The organism is Streptomyces sp. NPDC019224 (assembly GCF_040632605.1).
Classification (GTDB): domain Bacteria; phylum Actinomycetota; class Actinomycetes; order Streptomycetales; family Streptomycetaceae; genus Streptomyces.
In genome coordinates, this window is record NZ_JBEYCF010000020.1 from 60,698 (window position 1) to 81,409 (window position 20,712).

Here is a 20,712-nt window from a genome sequence, read left to right on the forward strand (position 1 = left end):
TCAGGCCGCTACGAGATAGGAAAAGACCGATTCGAGGGACTCGTCGGACGGTGAAACGGTCAGCAGACGGATGCCCCGCTCGCGTGCGACCTTGGGCAACAGCGTGGTGAAGCGGCCGAAATCGACCGCCTGGATACGCAGGGCGTTCTCGCTCAGATCCACTTCGATTCCGGCTGTGGACGGGTCGGCGATGAGCGCGGCGGCCAGGGCCCGGTCGTCACTGGACCGTACGAGATAGCGGTGCGGACGGTCCGTCATCAGCCGGCGGATGCGGCGGAAGTCACCGGACGCCGCGTGCCGGCCCGCGACGATCACCTCGATGTGCGAGGCGAGCTGTTCGACCTCTTCGAGGATGTGCGAGGAGAAGAGGACCGTCCGGCCCTCCGCGCCCATCCGGCGCAGCAGGTCCATCAACTGCATCCGCTGGCGCGGGTCCATCCCGTTGAACGGCTCGTCGAGCAGCAGCACGGAGGGGTTGTGGACCAGCGCGGACGCCATCTTCACGCGCTGGCGCATGCCCTTGCTGTACGTCGCGATCTTGCGGTCCTGCGCGTACTCCATCTCGACCGTGGCCAGTGCCGCGGCCGCCTCGGCGTCGCCCAGCCCGTGCAGTTCGGCGTTGGCCACCACGAATTCGCGGCCGGTCAGGAAGTCGTACATCCCCTCCCGCTCCGGCACGATGCCGATCTCCCGGTACACCGTCTCGTTGCGCCAGATCGGCTTCCCGTCGAGCGTGACCGTGCCCGTGGAGGGGGCGAGGAACCCGGCCATCATGTTGATCAGCGTCGACTTGCCGGCGCCGTTGGGGCCGAGCAGACCCGTGACACCGGGCCCCACGGTCATGCTGACGTCGTTGACGGCGACCACATTGCCGAACCAGCGGGAGGTGTGGTCGATCTCGATGGTGGTCACAGCCCGACCCTCCGGTAGCGGCGCATCAGCACGGCGTACGAGCCGGCGACGAGCGCGAGAACAACGAGCAGGTAGACGACGCCGGCGCCGGCGCCCGGACCGTTCCCGCCGGGGAAGGCCGAGGACGCCCCGAGGAACGCGGTCTGCACCCCGTCGACCAGCGTGATCGGGGAGAACAGCCCCAGCCACGGCACCGCACCCTCGGAGCCGGTGTTCCAGGCGATGCCCTGGATGGTCGAGACCGCCCCGTACGTGATGGTCAGCAGCGCGATGACGGCCGCGACGCCGAAGCCGCGGCGCGGCGTCAGCGCGGCCATCACGAGACCGAGACCGGCGAAGAGCACGGAGAGCAGCAGCACGGAAACCATCCCCTGGGCGAACCACTCGGTCTGGTCCCCGAAGTCGAACTTCCCCAGCAGCGCCCCGATGTAGAGGATCACGACCGGCGCACCCGTGAGCACGAAGACCGCGGAGGCCATGGCGGCGAACTTGGCGAGGACGTAGTCGCCGTGCTCGATCGGCCGCGAGAAGTACAGCGGGACGGTCTTGAACCGCAGGTCCCTGGAGACCGCCTGCGGTGCCTGCGCGGCGATGAACAGGCCGATGACGGCCTGCAGGTAGATCGCGAACGACGTGTACTTGATCGGAAGTTTCGTCGTCCCCGGGGTGGCAATGGCGACGGCCACGATGATCGCCGCCACCAGGCACATCACGCCGAACAGCAGCATGGGCAGCACCTTGGACTTGGCCGACCGGCCCAGGCCGAAGGAGCCGCGCAGGGTCTGCGAGTACAACGAGCGGCGGGCGTAGGCGCGCCCGAGCCGCGGGCCGTCGTAGGCGCGGTAGCCGATGTTGTGGATCCGGGAGGTCTCGCTCCCGGCCGCGGCGCCGGTCTCAGTGCTCATCGCGTCCGCTCCCCTTCTCCAGTACGGGTCCGGCCGGCACGGCCGCGGGCCGCGCCTCGTCGCTGCGGAACACCTCGGCGATGTGGTGGCGGCGCTGTTCCATCCGTACGAGGCCGAGTCCGAGCTCCGCGACGCTGTCGCGCACGAGGTCGTACGTCTCCTCGCCGGTCGCCTCGATCAGCAGGATGTGGCCGGCGCCGGGCAGTCCCTGTGCGTCCAGCCCGATGAGTTCGACGCCCGCCCCGGTGAGGGAACGGCGCAGGGCGTCCGTGCCGTCCGGGTGGGCGTCGCTGTCGGTGACCTCGACCGCGAGGGTCGCGGTGGTCTGGGTGAAGTCACTGGTGGAGCTGGACCGCAGCAGCTTTCCGCCGTCGATGACGACGACGTGGTCGCAGGTGCGTTCCAGCTCGCCGAGCAGGTGCGAGGTGACCAGGACCGAGATGCCGAAGTCGGTGTGGATCCGGCGGATCAGGCCGAGCATCTCGTCGCGCCCGACCGGGTCGAGCCCGTTGGTCGGCTCGTCGAGCAGGACCAGCTGCGGGTCGTGCACCAGCGCCTGGGCCAGCTTCACCCGCTGCTTCATGCCCGTCGAGTAGCCACCGATCGGGCGGTAGCGCTCCTCGTACAGGCCGACGTGGCGCAGGGTGTCAGCGGTGCGTTCGCGGGCGGCGGTCGGCGGCAGCCCGGACATGCGCGCCATGTGGACGACGAACTCGGTGGCCGAGACGTCGGGCGGCAGGCAGTCGTGCTCCGGCATGTAGCCGACCCGCTCGCGGATGGCGGCCCCGCTGGTCGAGACGTCGAGGCCGAGCACCGCGGCCCGGCCCTCGGTCGCGGGGGACAGACCCAGCAGGATCTTGATCAACGTGGACTTGCCGGCTCCGTTGGCACCCACCAGCCCGGTCACACCCGGGCCGATGTCCAAGGAGAGCCGGTCAAGTGCGGTCACCCGGGGGAACCGTTTGCTCAGGCCTTCGGCAGCAATGACATTCACAGGTCCGACGGTAGTGGCGCGGGCCGCAGCAGTCGTCAGACCTGACGGCTGGATCGGCGTCAGACTCGAGTTGTAGGGAACCCGTAAGGGGACCTCACGAAGGACTACCCGAAAGCCCCCGGCGAAAGCCGCCGGCGAAAGCCGCCGCGGCCTGCACAGAGGGTTGTCCACAGGCCGCACACCCCACTTGACGCGACCCGCCGGGCGTTGTCAGATTCATCAGCGTCACGTTACGGGCACGTACCGCACACGGCAGGGAACGGACGGTGGCATGGCGTCACGAGGGAAGAACGAACGGCCGTCGGGCACGGGGGAGTCCGGAAGGAGCGGCGGCGCGCGGCTGCGCGAGCTGCCGGGGGCGCGCGAGCGCCGGGTGGCCACGGGCGGCATCGAGCTGTGCGTGGTCGAGCTGGGGGAAGCGGAGCGGCCGACGATCGTTCTCGTGCACGGCTATCCGGACAGCAAGGAGGTCTGGACCCAGGTCGCCGTGCGGCTCGCCGAGGAGTGGCACGTCGTGCTGTACGACGTACGCGGCCACGGCGCTTCGACGGCTCCCAAGCCCCTGCGCGGCGGCTTTACGCTGGAGAAGCTGACCGACGACTTCCTGGCCGTGGCCGACGCGGTGAGCCCGGACCGCCCGGTGCATGTCGTCGGGCACGATTGGGGATCGGTCCAGTGCTGGGAGTTCGCCACGGTCGGTCGTACGGAGGGCCGCATCGCGTCCTTCACCTCTATGTCCGGCCCGTCCCTGGACCATTTCGGCCACTGGATCAAGCGCCGGGTGAACCGTCCCACCCCTCGCCGGGTCGGCCAGCTCATCGGCCAGGGCGCCAAGTCCTGGTACGTGTATCTGCTGCACACCCCGGTCCTGCCGGAGCTGGCCTGGCGCGGACCGCTCGGCAAGCGGTGGCCGGGCATCCTGGAGCGGCTGGAGAAGGTGCCTCCGGGCGACTACCCGACGTCCTCGCTGCCCGACGACGCGGCGCACGGGGCCTGGCTCTACCGGGACAACGTGCGCAGCCGGCTGCGCAGGCCGCGCACCGACGCGTACGCGCACGTGCCGGTGCAGCTGATCACGCCGACCGGGGACGTGTTCCTCTCGGAGCAGCTCCACGACGAACTCGACACCTGGGTTCCGCAGTTGACCCGCCGGTCGCTGACGGCCAAGCACTGGGTGCCGCGCACCCGGCCCGACCGGCTGGCCTGCTGGATCGGTGAGTTCGCGGCGGCCACCGAGGCGGCCCGCGAGACAGGTGTTCCGGTGGAGGCCCGCCCGACGGGGCCCTACGCGGAGCGGTTCGGCGGCCGGCTCGTGCTGGTGACGGGCGCCGCGGGCGGGATAGGGCGCGCCACGGCGCTGGCCTTCGCGGAGGCGGGCGCCCGGGTGGTGGCCGTCGACCGGGACGCCGAAGGCGCCGAGCGGACCGCGGAGTCGGCCCGGCTGGCCGGGGCGCCCGAGGCCTGGGGCGAGGCGGTGGACGTGAGCGACGAGCAGGCCATGGAGAAGCTCGCCGCCCGGGTGGCCGCTGAGTACGGCGTCGTGGACGTGCTGGTCAACAACGCGGGCATCGGCATGTCCGGCCCGTTCCTGGAGACCACTTCCGAGGACTGGAGGAACGTCCTCGACGTGAACCTGTGGGGGGTCATCCACGGCTGCCGCCTCTTCGGCCGGCAGATGGCGGAGCGCGGAGAGGGGGGCCACATCGTCAACACCGCTTCCGCGGCCGCCTTCCAGCCGTCCCGCGCCCTGCCCGCGTACAGCACGTCGAAGGCCGCCGTGCTGATGCTCAGCGAGTGCCTGCGCGCCGAGCTCGCCGAGAAGTCGATCGGGGTCAGCGCGATCTGCCCCGGGATCGTCAACACCGGCATCACGTCCACCGCACGGTTCGTGGGGACGGACGCGGCGGAGGAGCAGCGGCTGCGCAAGCGGACCGGAAAGCTCTACGGCGCCCGGAACTACCCGCCGGAGAAGGTCGCGGCCGCGGTTCTCCGGGCGGTCGTGCGCAACCAGGCCGTCGTACCGGTGACGCCGGAGGCCCGCACCCTGCGTTTCCTGTCACGCGTCGGCCCCGGCGTGCGGCGGGGCATCGCCCGGCTGAAACCGCCGCTGTGAGCCGGGGGGTCCGGGGGCGGCGGGAGTGGGTTCCTGCACGGAGGTACCCAACTCGCCGAACATCGAGGGGGAACAACCGACACGCAGGCAGTATTCGGGGCCGTGGAGCTGAGCACTCTCGCACCGGTGCCGGAGCACGAGGGCGAGTTCATCGCGCCGAGCCCCCAGGAATCGCCGGCGGCAGCCGAGTTGTACGCGGCAGACGGGCCGCTGTACGCAATCGCCGCTCAGCAGGGGGAAGTTCGAGACCAGGTAGAACAGATCTCTTCCCGTTCACCGGAGTTCCTCGCCGAACACGTTTCGCGCGACAGTCCGGCCGCCGGCCGCCCACCGACGCGGCTGCAGCCCTCGCGGCGTCGATGATGCGGCGGCCGCGTCCCCTCGCCCCCACAAGCCCTCACCGCCGAACAGGTCCGCGCCATAAGGTTGTTCGCCATGATCTGTCCGGAGGAGCACCTCGCGGCGGACGGAACGACCGTCACGGGCTCCTCCGGACAGCGCGAAGTCTCCGTTGCACTGCCGCCCTCCCCGATCGAGGCGGTGGAAAAGCCGGTTGGCCGCGAGGGCAGGGCGGGCTTCATCGCGGTCGCAGCACAACGGGAGGTGAAAAAGAGGACGTTGGACGCGCTCGCATCAACCACTCGCAATTGACAATAACTTGGGCAAAAGGCTCATTTCGCAAGCCACTTGTCCACAGAAACGCCAACCAACCTGTGGATAAGTCGAGTTGGCTGTGGATCAAACCTCTGAGCGAGAATCGTTCCGGTGAAGCCCGGCCGAAATGCGGATGCGTCGGGACCGTGTCAGGGGCACGCTGAAGGGATGGATGAAAGACGCACCGTCAAGGTGTCCAAGTACCTCTCCAAGCACCTGCGGCACCAGCCCGAGCGGATCGGGCTCACGCTCGACGCCCAGGGATGGGTGCCGATCGACGAGCTGCTGCAAGCGGCGGCCCGCCATCACTTCCCGATCAGCAGGGCGGAGCTCGACCAGGTGGTCGCCTCCAACGACAAGCAGCGCTTCGCCGTGGCCGGGGGCCGCATCCGGGCGAACCAGGGGCACACCGTGGCCGTGGACCTGGGGCTGCCGCCGGCCGAACCGCCCGCGTACCTCTATCACGGCACGGTCGGCCGGGCCCTGGACGCGATCCGCGCCGAGGGGCTGCGTCCGATGAACCGCACCCATGTGCATCTCTCGCCCGACCGCGAGACCGCCACCCACGTCGGGGCCCGGCGCGGCCGCCCCGTCGTGCTGTCCGTGGACGCGGGCGCGATGCACCGGGCGGGCCACACGTTCCGGGTCAGCGCCAACGGGGTGTGGCTCACGGATGCCGTGCCCGCCGAGTTCCTGCGCCTGCCGGGCTGAAGCGGAGCCCGAGAACGCAGGCCCCCCGGGTCTTCGTCAGCCGGCCAGCTGAGCCGCGCCCCGCGTCGCGATCTCCTCGAACAGCTTCTCGTCCGGCACCGCCGCGTCGAACCCCGGCCCGTCGGCGGGCACCGGTGCATGGATGACGATCTCGGTGAATCCCCGCTCCGCATGCCTGCCCGCGAAGTCCACGAACGCGTCGACGGAGTCGAAGGGCCGGCCCCCGCCCGAGGCGAGGACCGGGTTGAACTCCGGGGTGAACCCGGTGAGCAGGACCTTGTCGAGCTCCGCCACATCCCGGCCGGCCTCCGCACAGGCGCGGCCCAGCCCCTCCATCTGCCGGCCGAGGGCGTCGAGCGACTGCGCGGCGCTGCCCTCCTGGTACAGCTTCGGGCTGCCCGTGGTCACCCACGCCCGGCCGTGGCGCGCGGCGAGCGCCAGGCCACGCGGCCCCGTGGCGGCGACGGCGAAGGGCAGGCGGGGGCGCTGCACGCAGCCGGGCAGGTTCCGCGCCTCGGTGGCCGCGTAGAACTCCCCCTCGTACGACTTTCCGGCCGGCTCGCGCAGCAGGGCGTCGAGCAGGGTGACGAACTCACCGAAGCGGTCGGCACGCTGCCGCGGCGTCCACGGCGCCTCGTCGCTCCTCAGCAAGGTCGTCGCGTCGAAGCCGTCGCCACCCGCGCCGATGCCCAGCGTGAGTCGGCCTGCCGAGATGTCGTCGAGGGTGATCAGCTCCTTGGCCAGGGTGACCGGGTGGCGGAAGTTCGGCGAGGTGACGAGGGTTCCCAAGCGCATACGGTGTGTCACCGTCGCTGCGGCCGTGAGCGTAGGGACCGCGCCGAACCACGGTCCGTCCCGGAAGGCCCGCCAGGACAGGTGGTCGTAGGTGTACGCGGCATGGAACCCGAGGTCCTCGGCCCGCTGCCAGATCTTCTGTCCTTCGGCCCACCGGTGGATGGGGAGGATCACCGTGCTCAGACGCATGGCCTCGACGATACGCGGGCCTCCCGCTGCCACGGCTGTGCCGACGGAGCGGATTCGGGGAGCCGCGTCGACGTCGCTGCGGGACCGCTACCGTGGCGCCACTGGGCCGGCTGAGGCCGGACACCTCCCAACTTCACGCGGAACCGGTTCGCACGAAAGGGCTGAACGTGACTGAGGCTGTGCAGGGCGGACCTCAGGAGACCGCTGAGCCGTCCATGACCGATCTCATCGAGCACAGTGCCGAGTTGAAGGGTGAGCTGGTCGCCTTCGCTCAGAGCGCCCGCTTCGACCGCTGGTTGACGCCCCTCCTGCTGGCGGCGGCCGGGCCTGAGCGGCTGCTGGACGAGGGCGAGGCGATCCGGATCACCGACCACTTCATCCTGCGCCACCGCCTGCCGGACGGCTCGACCGTGGTGGACCGGTTCGTCGCCGGACGGAAGGGCTTGACCCCGTCGGACCGGGAGATGCTGCTCGGCTGGCGCGACCCGGTCGAGGGCATCTTCGAGATCCGGCGCAAGGACGGCGATGCCCTCGTCCTGCTGAACCTGATCGATGACCTGGAGTACCGCACGTACTCGAATGTCGGGCGGGCGGCGTTCCGGGGAGTGTCCAAGGGGGGATTCCTTCACACCAGCCTGGTGCCCGTCCACTCGGCCGGTGGGACGTGGCTGGTGTCCGGGTCGATGTCGTACTACCCCAGGTCCAGTGCCACCGGCATCGCGCAGGCGGCGCTCGAACTGGCCACCAGCCACCCCGAGCTGGTCTTCCGTAACCCCGCGAAGATCGAACAGGGATGGCAGTGGATGCGGGAGGACCGGGCAGCGTTCGTCGAGTTCTGCGGCGCCGACGAACTGGTGCTCCCGCCTGCCGAAGCCGAGGACCTCCTCAACGCCTACTACCGCCACCGCCAGGAGGCCGCTCTCGCCGCACAGCCCGGCCGTGCCCGGCGCAAGCGGCTCCCCGGCCCGGACCCGGCCTTCTTCGGACTTCCGCGGGAACTGGCGGACTCGGACACCATCGGCGTCCTCTACGACCAGACCGAGGGGCTCAACTTCTACGCCGACTACGGGATGCTGCGGGAGCTCTTCGCGGACCCCGGCCTCCCGGGTCGCAGAAAGCACCAGGACCTGCTGCGCACGTACCTGCGCGAGGAGTCGATCACGCCGCTGCCGATCCGCCGGCTGGCCGAGGCCCACCCGGAGACCGTCGACGCGGTGTTCCAGAAGCTCCTGCGGAAACCCGGCTTCGCCTGGAGCGAGCATGGTGAGGCGCTGCTGCGCCGGCGCAAGCCCTGGTACTACGAGAAGGAGCCCCGCCCGGCTGTCTCCGTCATCGGAGACCGCCTCAGCAGGCTCGCCGCAGGCCACCGCTGAAGCCGTCCGGGGCCCGGTCGGCCCACAGGGGCTGTTGCGGGTGCCGGGCAGCCCGTAGGGCGTGGAGCCCCCTGGACCACCGGGAACTGCGCGGTGTAGTGCCGCAGCCGGCCCTCCGCCTCGCGCCGCCCCCGGGGTACCGGCGGCCGGCAGCCAGGGCCCTGGCCATCCACGGGCAGGAGCTGTCCCGGATCTCTCAACCCCTGGAGGCCATACGCCCTTCCCGGGCGGCACCGGCTCGACTCAGTCATATGCCTCCGGAATGTTCGGCAGGTCAGGGGCGCGCGGTCTCAAATGTGCGCCCCTCTGCACGCCCGTGCGCCTGCGTACGGGAGAATGCAGGGGTGACCTCCGTTATCGAACAGTCCGCCCCCGCCGCTCCCCGGCTGATCGCCACGGATCTGGACGGCACCCTTCTGCGCGACGACAAGACCGTCTCGGACCGCACGATCCGTGCGCTCGCCGCGGCCGAGGAAGCGGGGGTCGAGGTCTTCTTCGTCACCGGGCGTCCCGCTCGCTGGATGGATGTCGTCAGCGACCACGTCCACGGCCACGGCCTGGCGATCTGCGCCAACGGCGCGGCCGTCGCCGACCTGCACGCCGGCGGCCGCCTGCTGAAGGTCCGGGGTCTGGAGCGGGAGACGGCCCTCGATGTCGTCCACACGCTGCGTGCAGCCGCGCCCGGCACCTCCTTCGCCGTCGAACTGGCCACCGGCATCCACTACGAGCCCGCCTACCCGCCCTTCCACCTCGACCCCGGTGCCACGGTGGCGGTCGCGGAGAAGCTGTTGCACGAGGAGGCCCCGGGCGACGGCGCGCCCGTGCTGAAGCTGCTCGCGCAGCACGGCGAGCTCGACCCGGACCAGTTCCTGGCCCTGGCCCGTGCGGCCGCCGGGGAGCGGGCCACCTTCACCCGGTCGAGCCCCACCGCGCTCATCGAGATCAGCGGGCCCGGCGTCTCCAAGGCCAGCACCCTGGAACTCTGCTGCGCCGAGCGCGGCATCTCTGCGGCCGAGGTCGTCGCCTTCGGCGACATGCCCAACGACGTGGAAATGCTGAGCTGGGCCGGGGCCTCCTACGCCATGGGGAACGCCCACCCGGCCGCCCTGGCCGCCGCCTCCGCCCGTACCGTCACCAACAACGAGGACGGCGTGGCCGTCGTCATCGAGCGCATCCTCGCGGAACGAGCGGGGAGCCTGGCGGGACGCTGAGCACGGTCGGGCGCCCGGCCGGACGGGGCGCTGAGCCTGGCCGGACGCTGAGCCTGGCGGCCCGCTTACGTGGTTGTGCCCCCGCCACCGTCGGCCGGCCGCGCCGCGCCCGTACTCACAGCGGGGCCTGCCACACCACCGTCGTGCCTCCCCCGTCCTCCCCGATGCCGGGCCCGAACCAGCTGGCCCCGCCCAGCGACTCCGCCCGACGGGCCAGGTTCCGCAGACCGCTGCGCCGCCCGCCCTCCGGCATGCCCACCCCGTCGTCGGCCACCGAGAGCCGCACCGCGTCCCGCCCGTCGTCCAGCGTGACGGTCGCGTCGACGACCACCTCGATGTGCGCCGCACCGGCGTGCCGGAAGGCGTTGGACAGCGCCTCCCGCAGCGCCGCGATCAGGTTCTTGCCCGTCAGCTCGCCGACCAGGGAATCGACCGCCCCCACGAAGCGGTGGGACGGTTTGAAGCCCAGCGGCACGGCCGCCATGTTGATCTCGCGCAGGACCCGGGTGCGCAGCCCGGACGGGGCCTCCGCCGGCTCCTGCTGGAGCGCGAAGATCGCGGTCCGGATCTCCTGGATGGTCACGTCCAGCTCGTCGACCGCCCGGCCGACGCCGGTCCGCACCTCCGGCACGTCCGACCGCCGCTGAGCGCTCTCCAGCATCATCCCGGTCGCGAACAGCCGCTGGATGACCAGATCGTGCAGGTCACGGGCGATCCGGTCACGATCCTCGTAGACCGCGAGGCGCTCCCGGTCGCGCTGGGCGTCAGCCATCATCAGGGCCAGCGCGGCCTGCGAGGCGAACTGGGTGGCGAGCGTCCTCTCCGTTTCCGTGAAGGGCCGGTCGCCCCTGGCCCTGGGCGTGGCGAGCGCGCCGAGCACCCGGCCCCCGCTGTGCAGGGGCAGCAGCATGTTCGGCCCGAACGGATCCGCCAGCCTGGTGATCATGCGGGTGTCGGTGGCCGAGTCGTCGACGAAGACCGCCTCGCCGCCCAGGAGCATTCCCACCACCGGGCTCTGGGCCGGAATGATCACCCCGAGCGAGTCGGTCGGGTCGTCCGCCGAAACGGCGACGATCTCCAGGCCCCCGCCCTCGGCCGGCAGCAGCACGATGCCGGCGGCGGCACCGGCGAGACGGCGGGCCTGCTCGGCGACGACCGTGAGCGCGTCGTCGGCGTCGCCGCCGGAAAGCAGGGCGGTCGTCACGGCGACCGAACCGTCGATCCACCGCTCACGCTGCCGCGCGGCCTCGTACAGCCGGGCATTGCCGATGGCGATGCCCGCCTCCGTAGCCAGTACGCGCACCAGGTGCAGGTCGTAGTCGCTGAACTCGCCGCCACCGTCCTTCTCGGCGAGATACAGATTGCCGAAAATCTCGCCCTGGACCCTGATGGGAACACCGAGAAACGTGCGCATCAGAGGATGGCCGGGCGGGAATCCGGCGAACCTCGGATCGGTGGTCAGGTCCGCGAGACGCAGGGGGCGCGGATCGTGGATGAGGGCGCCCAGCAGCCCCCGGTGGCCGTCCGGCCGTCGGCCGATCTCGCGCGCCACCGGCTCCGGGACGCCGTAGGTGACGAAGTCGGAGAGGCCCTCGCCCTCCTCGTCCACGACTCCGATCGCGGCGTAGCGGGCGTGGGCCAGTTCGGCCGCCGTCTCGCAGATCCGGTCGAGCGTCGAGTGCAGTTCGAGGCCGGTGCCCACGGAACGCATGGCCTCCAGCAGGCGCGGCACCCGGGCGGTGAGTTCGGTGGACAGGCCCCGCAGGCTCCGGGTCACATCCGTCGTCTCCGCCGCTTCCGTCCCCTCGTCGTGCGCATCCTGCGAGGGCCCCGAGTCCTTCGAAGGCTCTGTGTGGTTCGGGTCCTCCTCTGCCATACCCAGAGCGTAATTAGTCCTATTTGAGGGGGAAAGTCGGGAGCTGGGGTCTTCCACCCTCAGGAACGCGCACCCACAGCCGCGCCCGGCTCCCCCACACTCTCGCGTTCCCGCGCCAGCATGCGGCGCAGCGGCCCGTCCACCGCCGCCAGTACGTCGTACGGGCCCCGCTGCACGACCGCGCCCGCTTCCAGGACCACCACCTCGTCCACCGCTTCGAGCCCGGCGAGCCGGTGCGTGATCAGGACCGTTGTACGCCCCAGGGTCGCCCCCAGCAGGTCCGCCGTCAGGGCGTCCGCGGTCGGCAGATCGAGGTGCTCGGCAGGCTCGTCCAGCACGAGGACGGGGAAGTCGGCGAGCAGTGCCCGGGCCAGGGCGAGCCGCTGGCGCTGGCCCCCGGAGAGGCGGGCCCCGTGCTCACCGACGAGGGTGTCCAGCCCGTCCGGCAGTGCGTCCGCCCAGTCGAGCAGGCGGGCCCGGGCGAGCGCGTCGCGCAGTTCCGGCTCGGTCGCGGAGGGACGGGCGAGCCGCAGGTTCTCCCGGAGCGAGCTGTCGAAGATATGGGCGTCCTGGGCGTACAGCCCGACGAACTGCCGGACGGTGTCCCCGTCCAGGGCCGAGGCCTCGACCCCGCCGATCCGGTAAGTGCCTGCCCGCGCCTCCAGGAAGCGCAGCAGTACCTGGGCCAGGGTGGTCTTGCCCGACCCGGAAGGTCCCACGACTGCGATGCGGCGGCCCGCCTCCAGGGTGAGGTCGACGGAGGCGAGCGCGTCGTGTGCGGTACCCGCGTACCGGGCCGAGAGCCCGCGCACCTCCAGCGGGAAGGGGCTGGTCGGTGTGGCGGCCGGAGCGGCCGGCTCCCGTACGGGCACGGGGGCGTCCAGCACCTCGTACACGCGTTCCGCGCTCCGCCTGACCCGTTGCCGGTACTGGGCGGCGAGCGGCAGACCCGTCACGGCCTCGAAGGCGGCCAGCGGGGTGAGAACGACGACGGCGAGCTCCACACCGGCGAGCCGGCCGTCCGCCACTGCGGGCAGAGCGACCAGGGCCGCGGCCACCACGGTGAGGCCGGTGATCAGGGCGATGAGGCCGCCCCCGAGCGCGGTCGCTGTCGCCGCGCGGGAGGCGATCCGCGTGAGGACGGCGTCGGCCGCACGCGTCCGGGCCGCGCGGCCCGGTAGCGCGCCCGCGACGGTCAGCTCGGCCGTGCCGCCCAGCAGATCGGTGATCCGGGTGGCCAGGTCGGCGCGCGCCGGGGCCAGGCGCCGTTCCGCGCGGTGGGCGCAGGCATTGCTGACGAGCGGAACCCCGATGCCGGCCAGCAGCAGCCCCGCGGCCAGGACCAGGCCCGCCTGGGGGAGCAGCCATCCGGTGAAGCCGACGGTCGCGGCGCCCACCAGGACGGCGCTGCCGACGGGCAGCAGCCACCGCAGCCAGTAGTCCTGCAGGGCGTCCACGTCCGCGACCAGCCGCGAGAGCAGGTCGCCGCGCCGGGTACCACGCAGGCCACCCGGCGCGAGGCGCTCCAGACTGCGGTACACGGCGACGCGCAGTTCGGCGAGCATTCTCAGGACCGCGTCGTGCGAGACGAGGCGCTCGGCGTAGCGGAAGACCGCCCGGCCGATCCCGAAGGCACGGGTCGCCGTCACCGCGACCATCAGATAGAGGACGGGAGGCTGTTCCGAGGCGCGGGAGATCAGCCAGCCGGAGACCGCCATGAGCCCCACTGCGGAGCCCAGGGCGAGGCTTCCCAGCAGGAGAGCGAGGCCGAGCCGACCGCGCTGGGCGCCTGCGGCGTTCCGGACCCGGGTCAGTACGTGCCCGCGCTCCGACCTGGTCTCCCCGGGCGCTTCGGCTGCGGGAGCCGGTTCGACGGACCGGATGCCCTCGGGCGCGCTCGCGGGGCGGGGCAGCTCGCCAGGGGCTGCTTCCGGAGCCGGGGCCGCCAGGGTCACCACCCGGTCCGCGACCGCCAGCAGCGCGGGCCGGTGCACCACCAGCAGCACGGTCCGGCCCGCTGCCAGCCTCCGTACGGCCTCGACGATGCCCGCTTCCGTCTCGCCGTCCAGGCTCGCGGTCGGCTCGTCGAGCAACAGCACCGGCCGGTCCGCGAGGAAGGCGCGGGCGAGCGCGATCCGCTGACGCTGGCCCGCGGAGAGCCCGGTGCCGTCCTCACCCAGAAGGGTGCGGTCGCCGTCCGGGAGCCCCTGCACGAAGTCGTACGCCCCCGCAGCACGCAGCGCCGCCGTCACCGCGCTGTCGTCGGCGGCGGGCCGGGCGAGCCTGACGTTCTCCGCGATGGTGCCCGCGAAGAGGTGCGGGCGCTGCGGCACCCAGGCGATGCGCTCCCGCCAGCGTTCGGGGGACAGGTCCACCAGGTCGATGCCGCCGATCCGTACCCGGCCCGCGTCGGGGGCCGTGAACCCCAGCACGACGTTCAGCAGGGTGGTCTTGCCGACACCGCTCGGGCCGACCAGGGCGACGGTCTCCCCCTCCTCGACGGTCAGCGAGATGCGGGCGAGCGAGGGCTCGGAGCGGCCGTCGTGCCGGACGGTCACCTCGTCCAGCTCCAGCCGCAGGGACCCGGGGACCTCCCCCGTACCGTTCGCACGTGGCTCCGTCTCCAGGACGGCGAAGACCTCCTCCGCCGCCGAGAGCCCTTCGGCGGCGGCGTGGAACTGCGCCCCCACCTGCCGGATGGGCAGATATGCCTCGGGCGCGAGGATCAGTACCAGCAGGCCGGTGTAGAGGTCGAGTTCACCATGCACGAGCCGCATGCCGATGGTGACGGCGACGAGGGCCACCGAGAGGGTGGCGAGGAGTTCGAGGGCGAAGGACGACAGGAAGGCGATCCGCAGGGTGCGCAGGGTGGCCTGCCGGTACTGCGAGGTGATCCTGCGGATCGATTCGGCCTGGGCCTTGGCGCGGCCGAACACCTTCAGCGTCGGGAGTCCGGCCACCACGTCCAGAAAGTGGCCGGAGAGCCGGGAGAGCAGTTTCCACTGACGGTCCATGCGCGACTGGGTCGCCCAGCCGATCAGGATCATGAAGAGCGGGATGAGCGGGAGGGTGATGACGATGATCGCCGCCGACACCCAGTCCTCGGTGACGATGCGGGCGAGCACGGCCACCGGCACGACCACCGCGAGCCCCAGCTGTGGCAGATAGCGCGCGAAGTAGTCGTCGAGCGCATCGATACCCCGGGTGGCGAGCGTCACCAGCGAGCCGGTGCGCTGCCCGCTCAGCCAGTCCGGCCCGAGCTCCGCCGCCCGGTCGAGCAGCCGTCCGCGCAGTTCGGACTTGACCGCCGCGCCGGCCCGGTGGGCGGCCAGTTCGGTGAGCCAGGCGACCAGGGCCCGGCCGAGCGCGACCGCCGCGAGCAGCAGGAACGGGGTGCGCAGTCCGCCGGCCGTGAGCCCGTCCTGGAACCCGCCCACCACGATCTCGGCGACGAGCATCGCCTGGGCGATGACCAGTGCCGCCCCGGCCAGGCCGAGAACCACCACCGCCACCATGAACAGGCGGGTGGCACGGGCGTGGCGGAGCAGACGCGGATCGATCGGTTTCACGTGAAACACCCCATGCGGCTCGGCTCGGGCAGGACACTCACTGCGTCAGTGCGCATCGGCGATGTGCTGGGTACCGATCCGCTTGCGGAACACCCAGTACGTCCAGCCCTGGTAGAGCAGCACGACCGGGGTGGCGATCCCGGCGCACCAGGTCATGATCTTCAACGTGTACGGGCTGGACGAGGCGTTGGTGACCGTGAGGCTCCAGGCGTCGTTCAGCGAGGAGGGCATGACGTTCGGGAAGAGCGTCAGGAACAACATGGCGACGGCTGCGGCGATGGTCACCCCGGAGAAGGCGAAGGACCAGCCCTCACGCCCGGCGGCGATGGCGCCGATCGCCGCCACCAGGGCCACCGCGGCGACGAGCATCGCGATCAGGCTCCAGCCGTCCCCGTAATCGGCCTGGGTCCAGATCAGGAACCCGAGAGCGAGAACCGCGGTGGCCGCACCCAGCTTCAGCGCGAGCCCGCGCGCCCGGGCCCGGATGTCTCCGACCGTCTTGAGTCCCGCGAACACCGCTCCGTGGAAGGTGAAGAGAGAGAGGGTGACCAGTCCGCCGAGGATCGCGTACGGGTTGAGCAGATCCCAGAAGTTGCCCACGTACTCCATGTCCGCGTCGATCTTCACGCCGCGGACGATGTTCCCGAAGGCGACACCCCAGAGCAGGGCCGGAATCAGCGAGGTCCAGAAGATCGCGTGCTCCCAGTTGGTCTGCCACTTCGCCTCGGGCCGCTTCGCCCGGTATTCGAAGGCGACTCCCCGCACGATCAGGCAGAGCAGGATGATCAGCAGCGGCAGGTAGAAACCGGAGAACAGCGTGGCGTACCACTCGGGGAACGCGGCGAAGGTCGCTCCGCCGGCGCTGAGCAGCCAGACCTCGTTGCCGTCCCAGACCGGCCCGATCGTGTTGATCAACACCCGTCGTTCCTTGCGGTCCCGCGCCAGCAGCTTGGTGAGGACGCCGATCCCGAAGTCGAACCCCTCCAGGAAGAAGTAGCCGGTCCACAGGACGGCGATCAGCACGAACCAGACGTCGTGGAGTTCCATCTCTCGGCTCCCTGCGCTCTCAGTAGGAGAAGGCCATGGGCCGGTCGGCGTCTTCGTGGTCGCCGCCGATCCGGGTGGGTGGGTTGAGGTCGTCGGCCGTGAGCTCCGGCGGTCCGGCCTTGATGTACTTCACGAGCAGCCGGACCTCGATCACGGCGAGCACGGCGTACAGCACCGTGAACACGATCAACGAGGTGAGCACCTCGCCCTGGGAGACGCCGGGGGAGACCGCGTCACGGGTCTGCAGGACTCCGTAGACGACCCAGGGCTGACGCCCCGTCTCGGTGAAGATCCAGCCCCAGGAGTTGGCGATCAGCGGGAAGAGCAGGGTCCAGAGCGCGACGATCCAGTAGCACTTGGCGAGCTTCGGACTGAGCGCCTTGTTCCTGAACAGGACCAGATGCGGTACCTCGTCCTCACCGGTGCGCATCCCCGGCGGCAGCATGAACTTCTTCCGGGTCAGCCACAGGCCGAGGATCCCGAGACCGAAGGACGCCATGCCGAAGCCGATCATCCACCGGAAGCTCCAGAAGGCGACGGGGATGTTGGGCCGGTAGTCACCGGGGCCGAAGCGCTCCTGCTCCGCCTTGTTGATGTCGTTGATGCCGGGCACGTACGAGTGGAAGTCGTCGTCGGCGAGGAAGGACAGTATCCCGGGAATCGAGATCTCGACGGAGTTGTGGCCCTTGCTGACGTCCCCGTAGGCGAAGATCGAGAAGGGGGCGGAGTTCTGCCCGTCCCACAGCGCCTCGGCCGCCGCCATCTTCATCGGCTGCTGCTTGAACATCACCTTGCCGAGCTGGTCACCGCTGACGGCGGTGAGAAGCCCCGAGATCACGATGGTGATCAGCCCCAGCCGCAGCGAGGTCCGCATCACCGGGATGTGCTTCTTGCGGGCCAGGTGGAAGGCCGCGATCCCGACCATGAACGCCCCGCCGACCAGAAAGGCGGCGGTGATGGTGTGGAAGAACTGGGTGAGCGCGGTGTTCTGCGTGAGCACGTGCCAGAAGTCGGTGAGCTCGGCGCGTCCGCGTTCCTTGTTAATGCGGTAACCGACCGGGTGCTGCATCCAGGAGTTGGCCGCCAGGATGAAGTAGGCGGAGAGGACGGTACCGAGGGACACCATCCATATGCAGGCAAGGTGGATCTTCTTCGGGAGCTTGTCCCAGCCGAAGATCCACAGACCGATGAAGGTGGACTCGAAGAAGAACGCGATCAGGGCCTCGAAGGCGAGCGGGGCCCCGAAGACGTCGCCGACGAACCTCGAGTAGTCGGACCAGTTCATCCCGAACTGGAACTCCTGGACGATGCCGGTGACGACACCCATGGCGATGTTGATCAGGAAGAGCTTTCCCCAGAACTTGGTGGCCCTGAGGTACTTCTCCTTGTTCGTCCGCACCCAGGCGGTCTGCAGGCCGGCGGTGAGCGCCGCGAGAGAGATCGTCAGAGGAACGAAGAGGAAGTGGTAGACGGTCGTCGTACCGAACTGCCATCGCGCCAGGGTCTCCGGCGCCAGAGCTAGCTCCACGTCGTCTTCTCCTTACGTCACCGCCGTCACGTCGGCGATTTGTCCGTTAAATCCCACTGATCACGGGAGGAAGCAGGACACGCTTGTGAACGCGTTCACATTCACAAGCAATTATGGCGCACACGTTTTCGGGATCTTCGACCGGGGCCCCCTCACCCGGGGCCTCCGCACCGGGCGCCTCCGCATCGGGCATACGAAAGAGCCCCGCACCTCTCGCGAGGTACGGGGCCCGGTTGCCGGGGAACGCCGGCTACAGCTCCTCGCGGAACGACTCCGCCACCTTCAGGAACAGGTCGTTCGCCTCGTCCTCACCGATCGTGACGCGCACACCCTCGCCCGCGAACGGCCGGACCACCACACCGGCCTTCTCGCAGGCCGCCGCGAAGTCCAGGGTGCGGTCGCCCAGCCGCAGCCAGACGAAGTTCGCCTGGGACTCGGGCACGGTCCAGCCCTGCCGCCCCAGGGCCTCGTACACCCGGTCCCGCTCGCACACCAGCGAGCCGACCCGGCCGAGCAGCTCGTCCTCGGCGCGCAGCGAGGCCACCGCCGCGTCCTGGGCGAGCTGGCTGACACCGAACGGCACCGCCGTCTTGCGCAGCGCCGCCGCCACCGGCTCATGAGCCACCGCGAAGCCGACCCGCAGCCCCGCCAGGCCGTACGCCTTGGAGAACGTCCGCAGCACCGCCACATTGGGGCGGTCCCGGTAGATCTCGATACCGTCGGGGACCTCGACGTCGCGGATGAACTCCTTGTACGCCTCGTCCAGCACCACGAGCACATCGCTCGGCACCCGGTCGAGGAATCGTTCCAGCTCGGCCCTGCGCACGACGGTGCCGGTCGGGTTGTTCGGGTTGCAGACGAAGATCAGCCGCGTCCGGTCGGTGATCGCGTCGGCCATCGCGTCCAGATCGTGCACCTCGCCGTCGGTCAGCGGCACCTTCACCGAGGTCGCGCCGCTCACCTGCGTGATGATCGGGTACGCCTCGAAGGAGCGCCAGGCATAGATGACCTCGTCACCCGGGCCCGAGGTGGCCTGCAGCAGCTGCTGGGCCACGCCGACCGAACCGGTCCCGGTGGCCAGGTGCGATACGGGCACACCGAAGCGGTCGGACAACTCGTTCATCAGACCCGTGCAGGCCATGTCCGGGTAGCGGTTGAAGTGCGCCGCCGAGGCCAGCGCGGTCTCCATCACTCCCGGCAGCGGCGGATACGGGTTCTCGTTGGAGGACAGTTTGAACGCGGCCGGTCCGTCCGCCGATGCCGGTTTGCCCGGCACATAGGCGGGAACACCGTCCAGCTCGGCACGCAGCTTGGGGCTTGTCTCGCTCACCGCAGGTCCTCCTCGACCATCCGTACACATCAATACTGCTCACCTTATGAGGATTGGGCGCAGCTGCGAACGGGTGGACAGCGGATTCGTCCGGTGGACCCCGGAATGAGGGGGAGCGCGTCCGACCATGGCGCGCGCCGGTGGCTCACTCCGTGGCGCGCGTCCCTCGAAGAGGTGAGTTGAGACCTCTTCGAGACCTCTCTCCGTCAGCAGGCCCATCCAGTCGGATGCATGACACATGACGATAGATTCCACCAAACTCCTTGTTTCGCAAGGCGTTTGACGCTCGATGACCTTGCAGAAACGTGCCTGTCAACGCGTGAATATGCGACCGGGCCAACTGGCCGCCCGCGCCCTACTATCGGCTCGCCATGACAGCAGCAGGGAAGCACCAGGTGAGCCGGACGGAGACCCCCCGGCGCGGCGGCAGGCAGGGACGTGCCGGTATCCGGGACGTGGCCGCCGCCGCCGGCGTCTCCATCACGACCGTCTCCGACGCGCTCAACGGCAAGGGCAGGCTCCCGGACGCCACCCGCCGCCATGTCCGCGAGGTCGCAGAGCGCCTGGGCTACCGCCCTTCGGCGGCGGCCCGCACGCTCCGTACCGGCAAGTCCGGCCTCATCGGCCTGACCGTGACGACGTACGGGGATGAACCTTTCACCTTCACCGAGTTCGCGTACTTCGCGGAGATGGCGAGGGCGGCCACCTCCGCGGCACTCGCCCGCGGCTACGCCCTGGTCATCCTCCCGGCCACCTCGCGCCACGACGTGTGGTCGAACGTGGCGCTCGACGGCACCGTCGTCATCGACCCCTCCGACCAGGACCCGGTCGTCACCGAGCTGGTCCGCCAAGGGCTCCCCGTGGTCTCCGACGGCCGTCCCGCCGGGTCGCTGCCGGTCACCGCCTGGGTGGACAACGACCACCGGGCCGCCGTGCTCGACCTCCTCGACCATCTCGCCGCTGCCGGGGCGCGCCGCATCGGCCTGCTCACCGGCACCACCACCGACACGTACACCCGGCTCTCCACCACCGCCTACCTGCACTGGTGCGAGCGCGTGGGCCAGGACCCGGTCTACGAGTCCTATCCGGCGCACGACCCGTGCGCGGGCGCGGTGGCCGCCGACCGGCTGCTGGCCCGCCCGGACCGCCCGGACGCCGTCTACGGCCTCTTCGACCCCAACGGCACGGACCTGCTGGCGGCTGCCCGCCGCTACGGACTGCGCGTCCCCGAGGACCTGCTGCTGGTCTGCTGCAGCGAATCCACGGTCTACGCGACGACCGAGCCGCCCATCACGACGCTCTCGCTGAAGCCGCGGAGAATCGGCACGGCGGTCGTCCAGCTGCTCATCGACGCGATCGAGGGGGTCGACCAGGACGGTCCGGTGGAGCGGGTCATACCGACGGAGCTCATCGTCCGGACGTCATCGCAACGCCGTCCTCCCCGCACCACGGTCAGTGCGCCTCGTTCCCCGGCAGGGGATTGATCAGCCCAATTGGGACCAATC

The 20,712-nt window shown here is 70.6% G+C and carries 15 protein-coding genes; 6 read left to right on the plus strand and 9 right to left on the minus strand.

The window, feature by feature from the left end; all coding sequences use genetic code 11:
- From ABZ564_RS15580 to ABZ564_RS15590, 3 genes are read right to left on the minus strand one after another with little or no spacing between them, the layout of a single operon-like run.
- Entirely contained in the window at positions 1-912 is a 912-nt protein-coding gene (locus tag ABZ564_RS15580; RefSeq protein ID WP_360855623.1) for an ABC transporter ATP-binding protein, read from the minus strand.
- Complete coding sequence (locus tag ABZ564_RS15585; protein ID WP_360855626.1) at positions 909-1,817, minus strand: ABC transporter permease subunit; 909 nt, start codon at positions 1,815-1,817, stop codon at positions 909-911. Before ABZ564_RS15585 ends, ABZ564_RS15580 begins: the two co-directional genes overlap by 4 nt.
- A complete protein-coding gene (locus ABZ564_RS15590; RefSeq protein WP_360855628.1) occupies positions 1,807-2,766 on the minus strand; it encodes an ABC transporter ATP-binding protein in 960 nt (319 codons plus the stop codon). The genes ABZ564_RS15585 and ABZ564_RS15590 overlap by 11 nt, the downstream gene beginning before the upstream one ends.
- A 385-nt stretch (positions 2,767-3,151) precedes the next feature.
- Between ABZ564_RS15590 and ABZ564_RS15595 the strand changes: the two genes are divergently transcribed.
- The 3 genes from ABZ564_RS15595 to ABZ564_RS15605 all read left to right on the plus strand — a co-directional run bounded on the left by ABZ564_RS15595 (position 3,152) and on the right by ABZ564_RS15605 (position 6,289).
- Positions 3,152-4,924: an SDR family oxidoreductase gene (locus ABZ564_RS15595; protein ID WP_360855752.1), complete on the plus strand. Its 1,773-nt coding sequence runs from the start codon at positions 3,152-3,154 to the stop codon at positions 4,922-4,924.
- Positions 4,925-5,359: 435 nt separating this feature from the next.
- The gene (locus tag ABZ564_RS15600) at positions 5,360-5,575 is read left to right on the plus strand and encodes a hypothetical protein (protein WP_360855631.1); all 216 of its coding nucleotides are present in this window, start codon (positions 5,360-5,362) and stop codon (positions 5,573-5,575) included.
- A gap of 171 nt (positions 5,576-5,746) precedes the next feature.
- The gene (locus ABZ564_RS15605; protein WP_360855634.1) at positions 5,747-6,289 is read left to right on the plus strand and encodes an RNA 2'-phosphotransferase; all 543 of its coding nucleotides are present in this window, start codon (positions 5,747-5,749) and stop codon (positions 6,287-6,289) included.
- A 36-nt stretch (positions 6,290-6,325) separates the two neighbouring features.
- Here the strand turns inward: ABZ564_RS15605 and ABZ564_RS15610 are convergent, their stop codons facing one another.
- A complete protein-coding gene (locus tag ABZ564_RS15610) occupies positions 6,326-7,273 on the minus strand; it encodes an LLM class flavin-dependent oxidoreductase (protein ID WP_360855636.1) in 948 nt (315 codons plus the stop codon).
- 215 nt (positions 7,274-7,488) lie between these two features.
- On the opposite strand from ABZ564_RS15610, the gene ABZ564_RS15615 reads away from it, so the two are divergent.
- Entirely contained in the window at positions 7,489-8,646 is a 1,158-nt protein-coding gene (locus ABZ564_RS15615) for a hypothetical protein (RefSeq protein WP_360855639.1), read from the plus strand.
- A gap of 344 nt (positions 8,647-8,990) precedes the next feature.
- Positions 8,991-9,857 (plus strand): Cof-type HAD-IIB family hydrolase, encoded by an 867-nt coding sequence (locus ABZ564_RS15620; RefSeq protein ID WP_360855643.1) that lies wholly within the window; start codon positions 8,991-8,993, stop codon positions 9,855-9,857.
- A gap of 115 nt (positions 9,858-9,972) precedes the next feature.
- On the opposite strand, the gene ABZ564_RS15625 is transcribed toward ABZ564_RS15620, so the two are convergent.
- From ABZ564_RS15625 to hisC, 5 genes are all read right to left on the minus strand, one after another.
- Complete coding sequence (locus ABZ564_RS15625; protein WP_360855646.1) at positions 9,973-11,733, minus strand: GAF domain-containing protein; 1,761 nt, start codon at positions 11,731-11,733, stop codon at positions 9,973-9,975.
- A 59-nt stretch (positions 11,734-11,792) separates the two neighbouring features.
- Entirely contained in the window at positions 11,793-15,302 is a 3,510-nt protein-coding gene (cydD, locus tag ABZ564_RS15630; RefSeq protein WP_360855649.1) for a thiol reductant ABC exporter subunit CydD, read from the minus strand.
- Positions 15,303-15,347: 45 nt separating this feature from the next.
- Complete coding sequence (cydB, locus tag ABZ564_RS15635; protein ID WP_360855652.1) at positions 15,348-16,349, minus strand: cytochrome d ubiquinol oxidase subunit II; 1,002 nt, start codon at positions 16,347-16,349, stop codon at positions 15,348-15,350.
- Between the two features lie 19 nt (positions 16,350-16,368).
- Positions 16,369-17,877 (minus strand): cytochrome ubiquinol oxidase subunit I, encoded by a 1,509-nt coding sequence (locus ABZ564_RS15640; RefSeq protein ID WP_360855654.1) that lies wholly within the window; start codon positions 17,875-17,877, stop codon positions 16,369-16,371.
- A 250-nt stretch (positions 17,878-18,127) separates the two neighbouring features.
- The gene (gene hisC / locus ABZ564_RS15645; RefSeq protein WP_360855657.1) at positions 18,128-19,207 is read right to left on the minus strand and encodes a histidinol-phosphate transaminase; all 1,080 of its coding nucleotides are present in this window, start codon (positions 19,205-19,207) and stop codon (positions 18,128-18,130) included.
- Between the two features lie 371 nt (positions 19,208-19,578).
- Between hisC and ABZ564_RS15650 the strand changes: the two genes are divergently transcribed.
- Positions 19,579-20,691 carry a LacI family DNA-binding transcriptional regulator gene (locus tag ABZ564_RS15650; RefSeq protein WP_026242993.1) on the plus strand — a complete coding sequence of 371 codons (1,113 nt, stop codon included), beginning with the start codon at positions 19,579-19,581 and terminating at the stop codon, positions 20,689-20,691.
- Positions 20,692-20,712: the final 21 nt, after the last annotated feature.

Coding starts and splice junctions, on each gene's coding strand:
- ABZ564_RS15585 (WP_360855626.1), bottom strand. CDS start 1,817: ATGAGCACTGAGACCGGCGCCGCGGCCGGGAGCGAGACCTCCCGGATC.
- ABZ564_RS15600 (WP_360855631.1), top strand. CDS start 5,360: ATGATCTGTCCGGAGGAGCACCTCGCGGCGGACGGAACGACCGTCACG.
- ABZ564_RS15605 (WP_360855634.1), top strand. CDS start 5,747: ATGGATGAAAGACGCACCGTCAAGGTGTCCAAGTACCTCTCCAAGCAC.
- ABZ564_RS15610 (WP_360855636.1), bottom strand. CDS start 7,273: ATGCGTCTGAGCACGGTGATCCTCCCCATCCACCGGTGGGCCGAAGGA.
- ABZ564_RS15615 (WP_360855639.1), top strand. CDS start 7,489: ATGACCGATCTCATCGAGCACAGTGCCGAGTTGAAGGGTGAGCTGGTC.
- ABZ564_RS15625 (WP_360855646.1), bottom strand. CDS start 11,733: ATGGCAGAGGAGGACCCGAACCACACAGAGCCTTCGAAGGACTCGGGG.
- cydB (WP_360855652.1), bottom strand. CDS start 16,349: ATGGAACTCCACGACGTCTGGTTCGTGCTGATCGCCGTCCTGTGGACC.
- ABZ564_RS15650 (WP_026242993.1), top strand. CDS start 19,579: ATGACAGCAGCAGGGAAGCACCAGGTGAGCCGGACGGAGACCCCCCGG.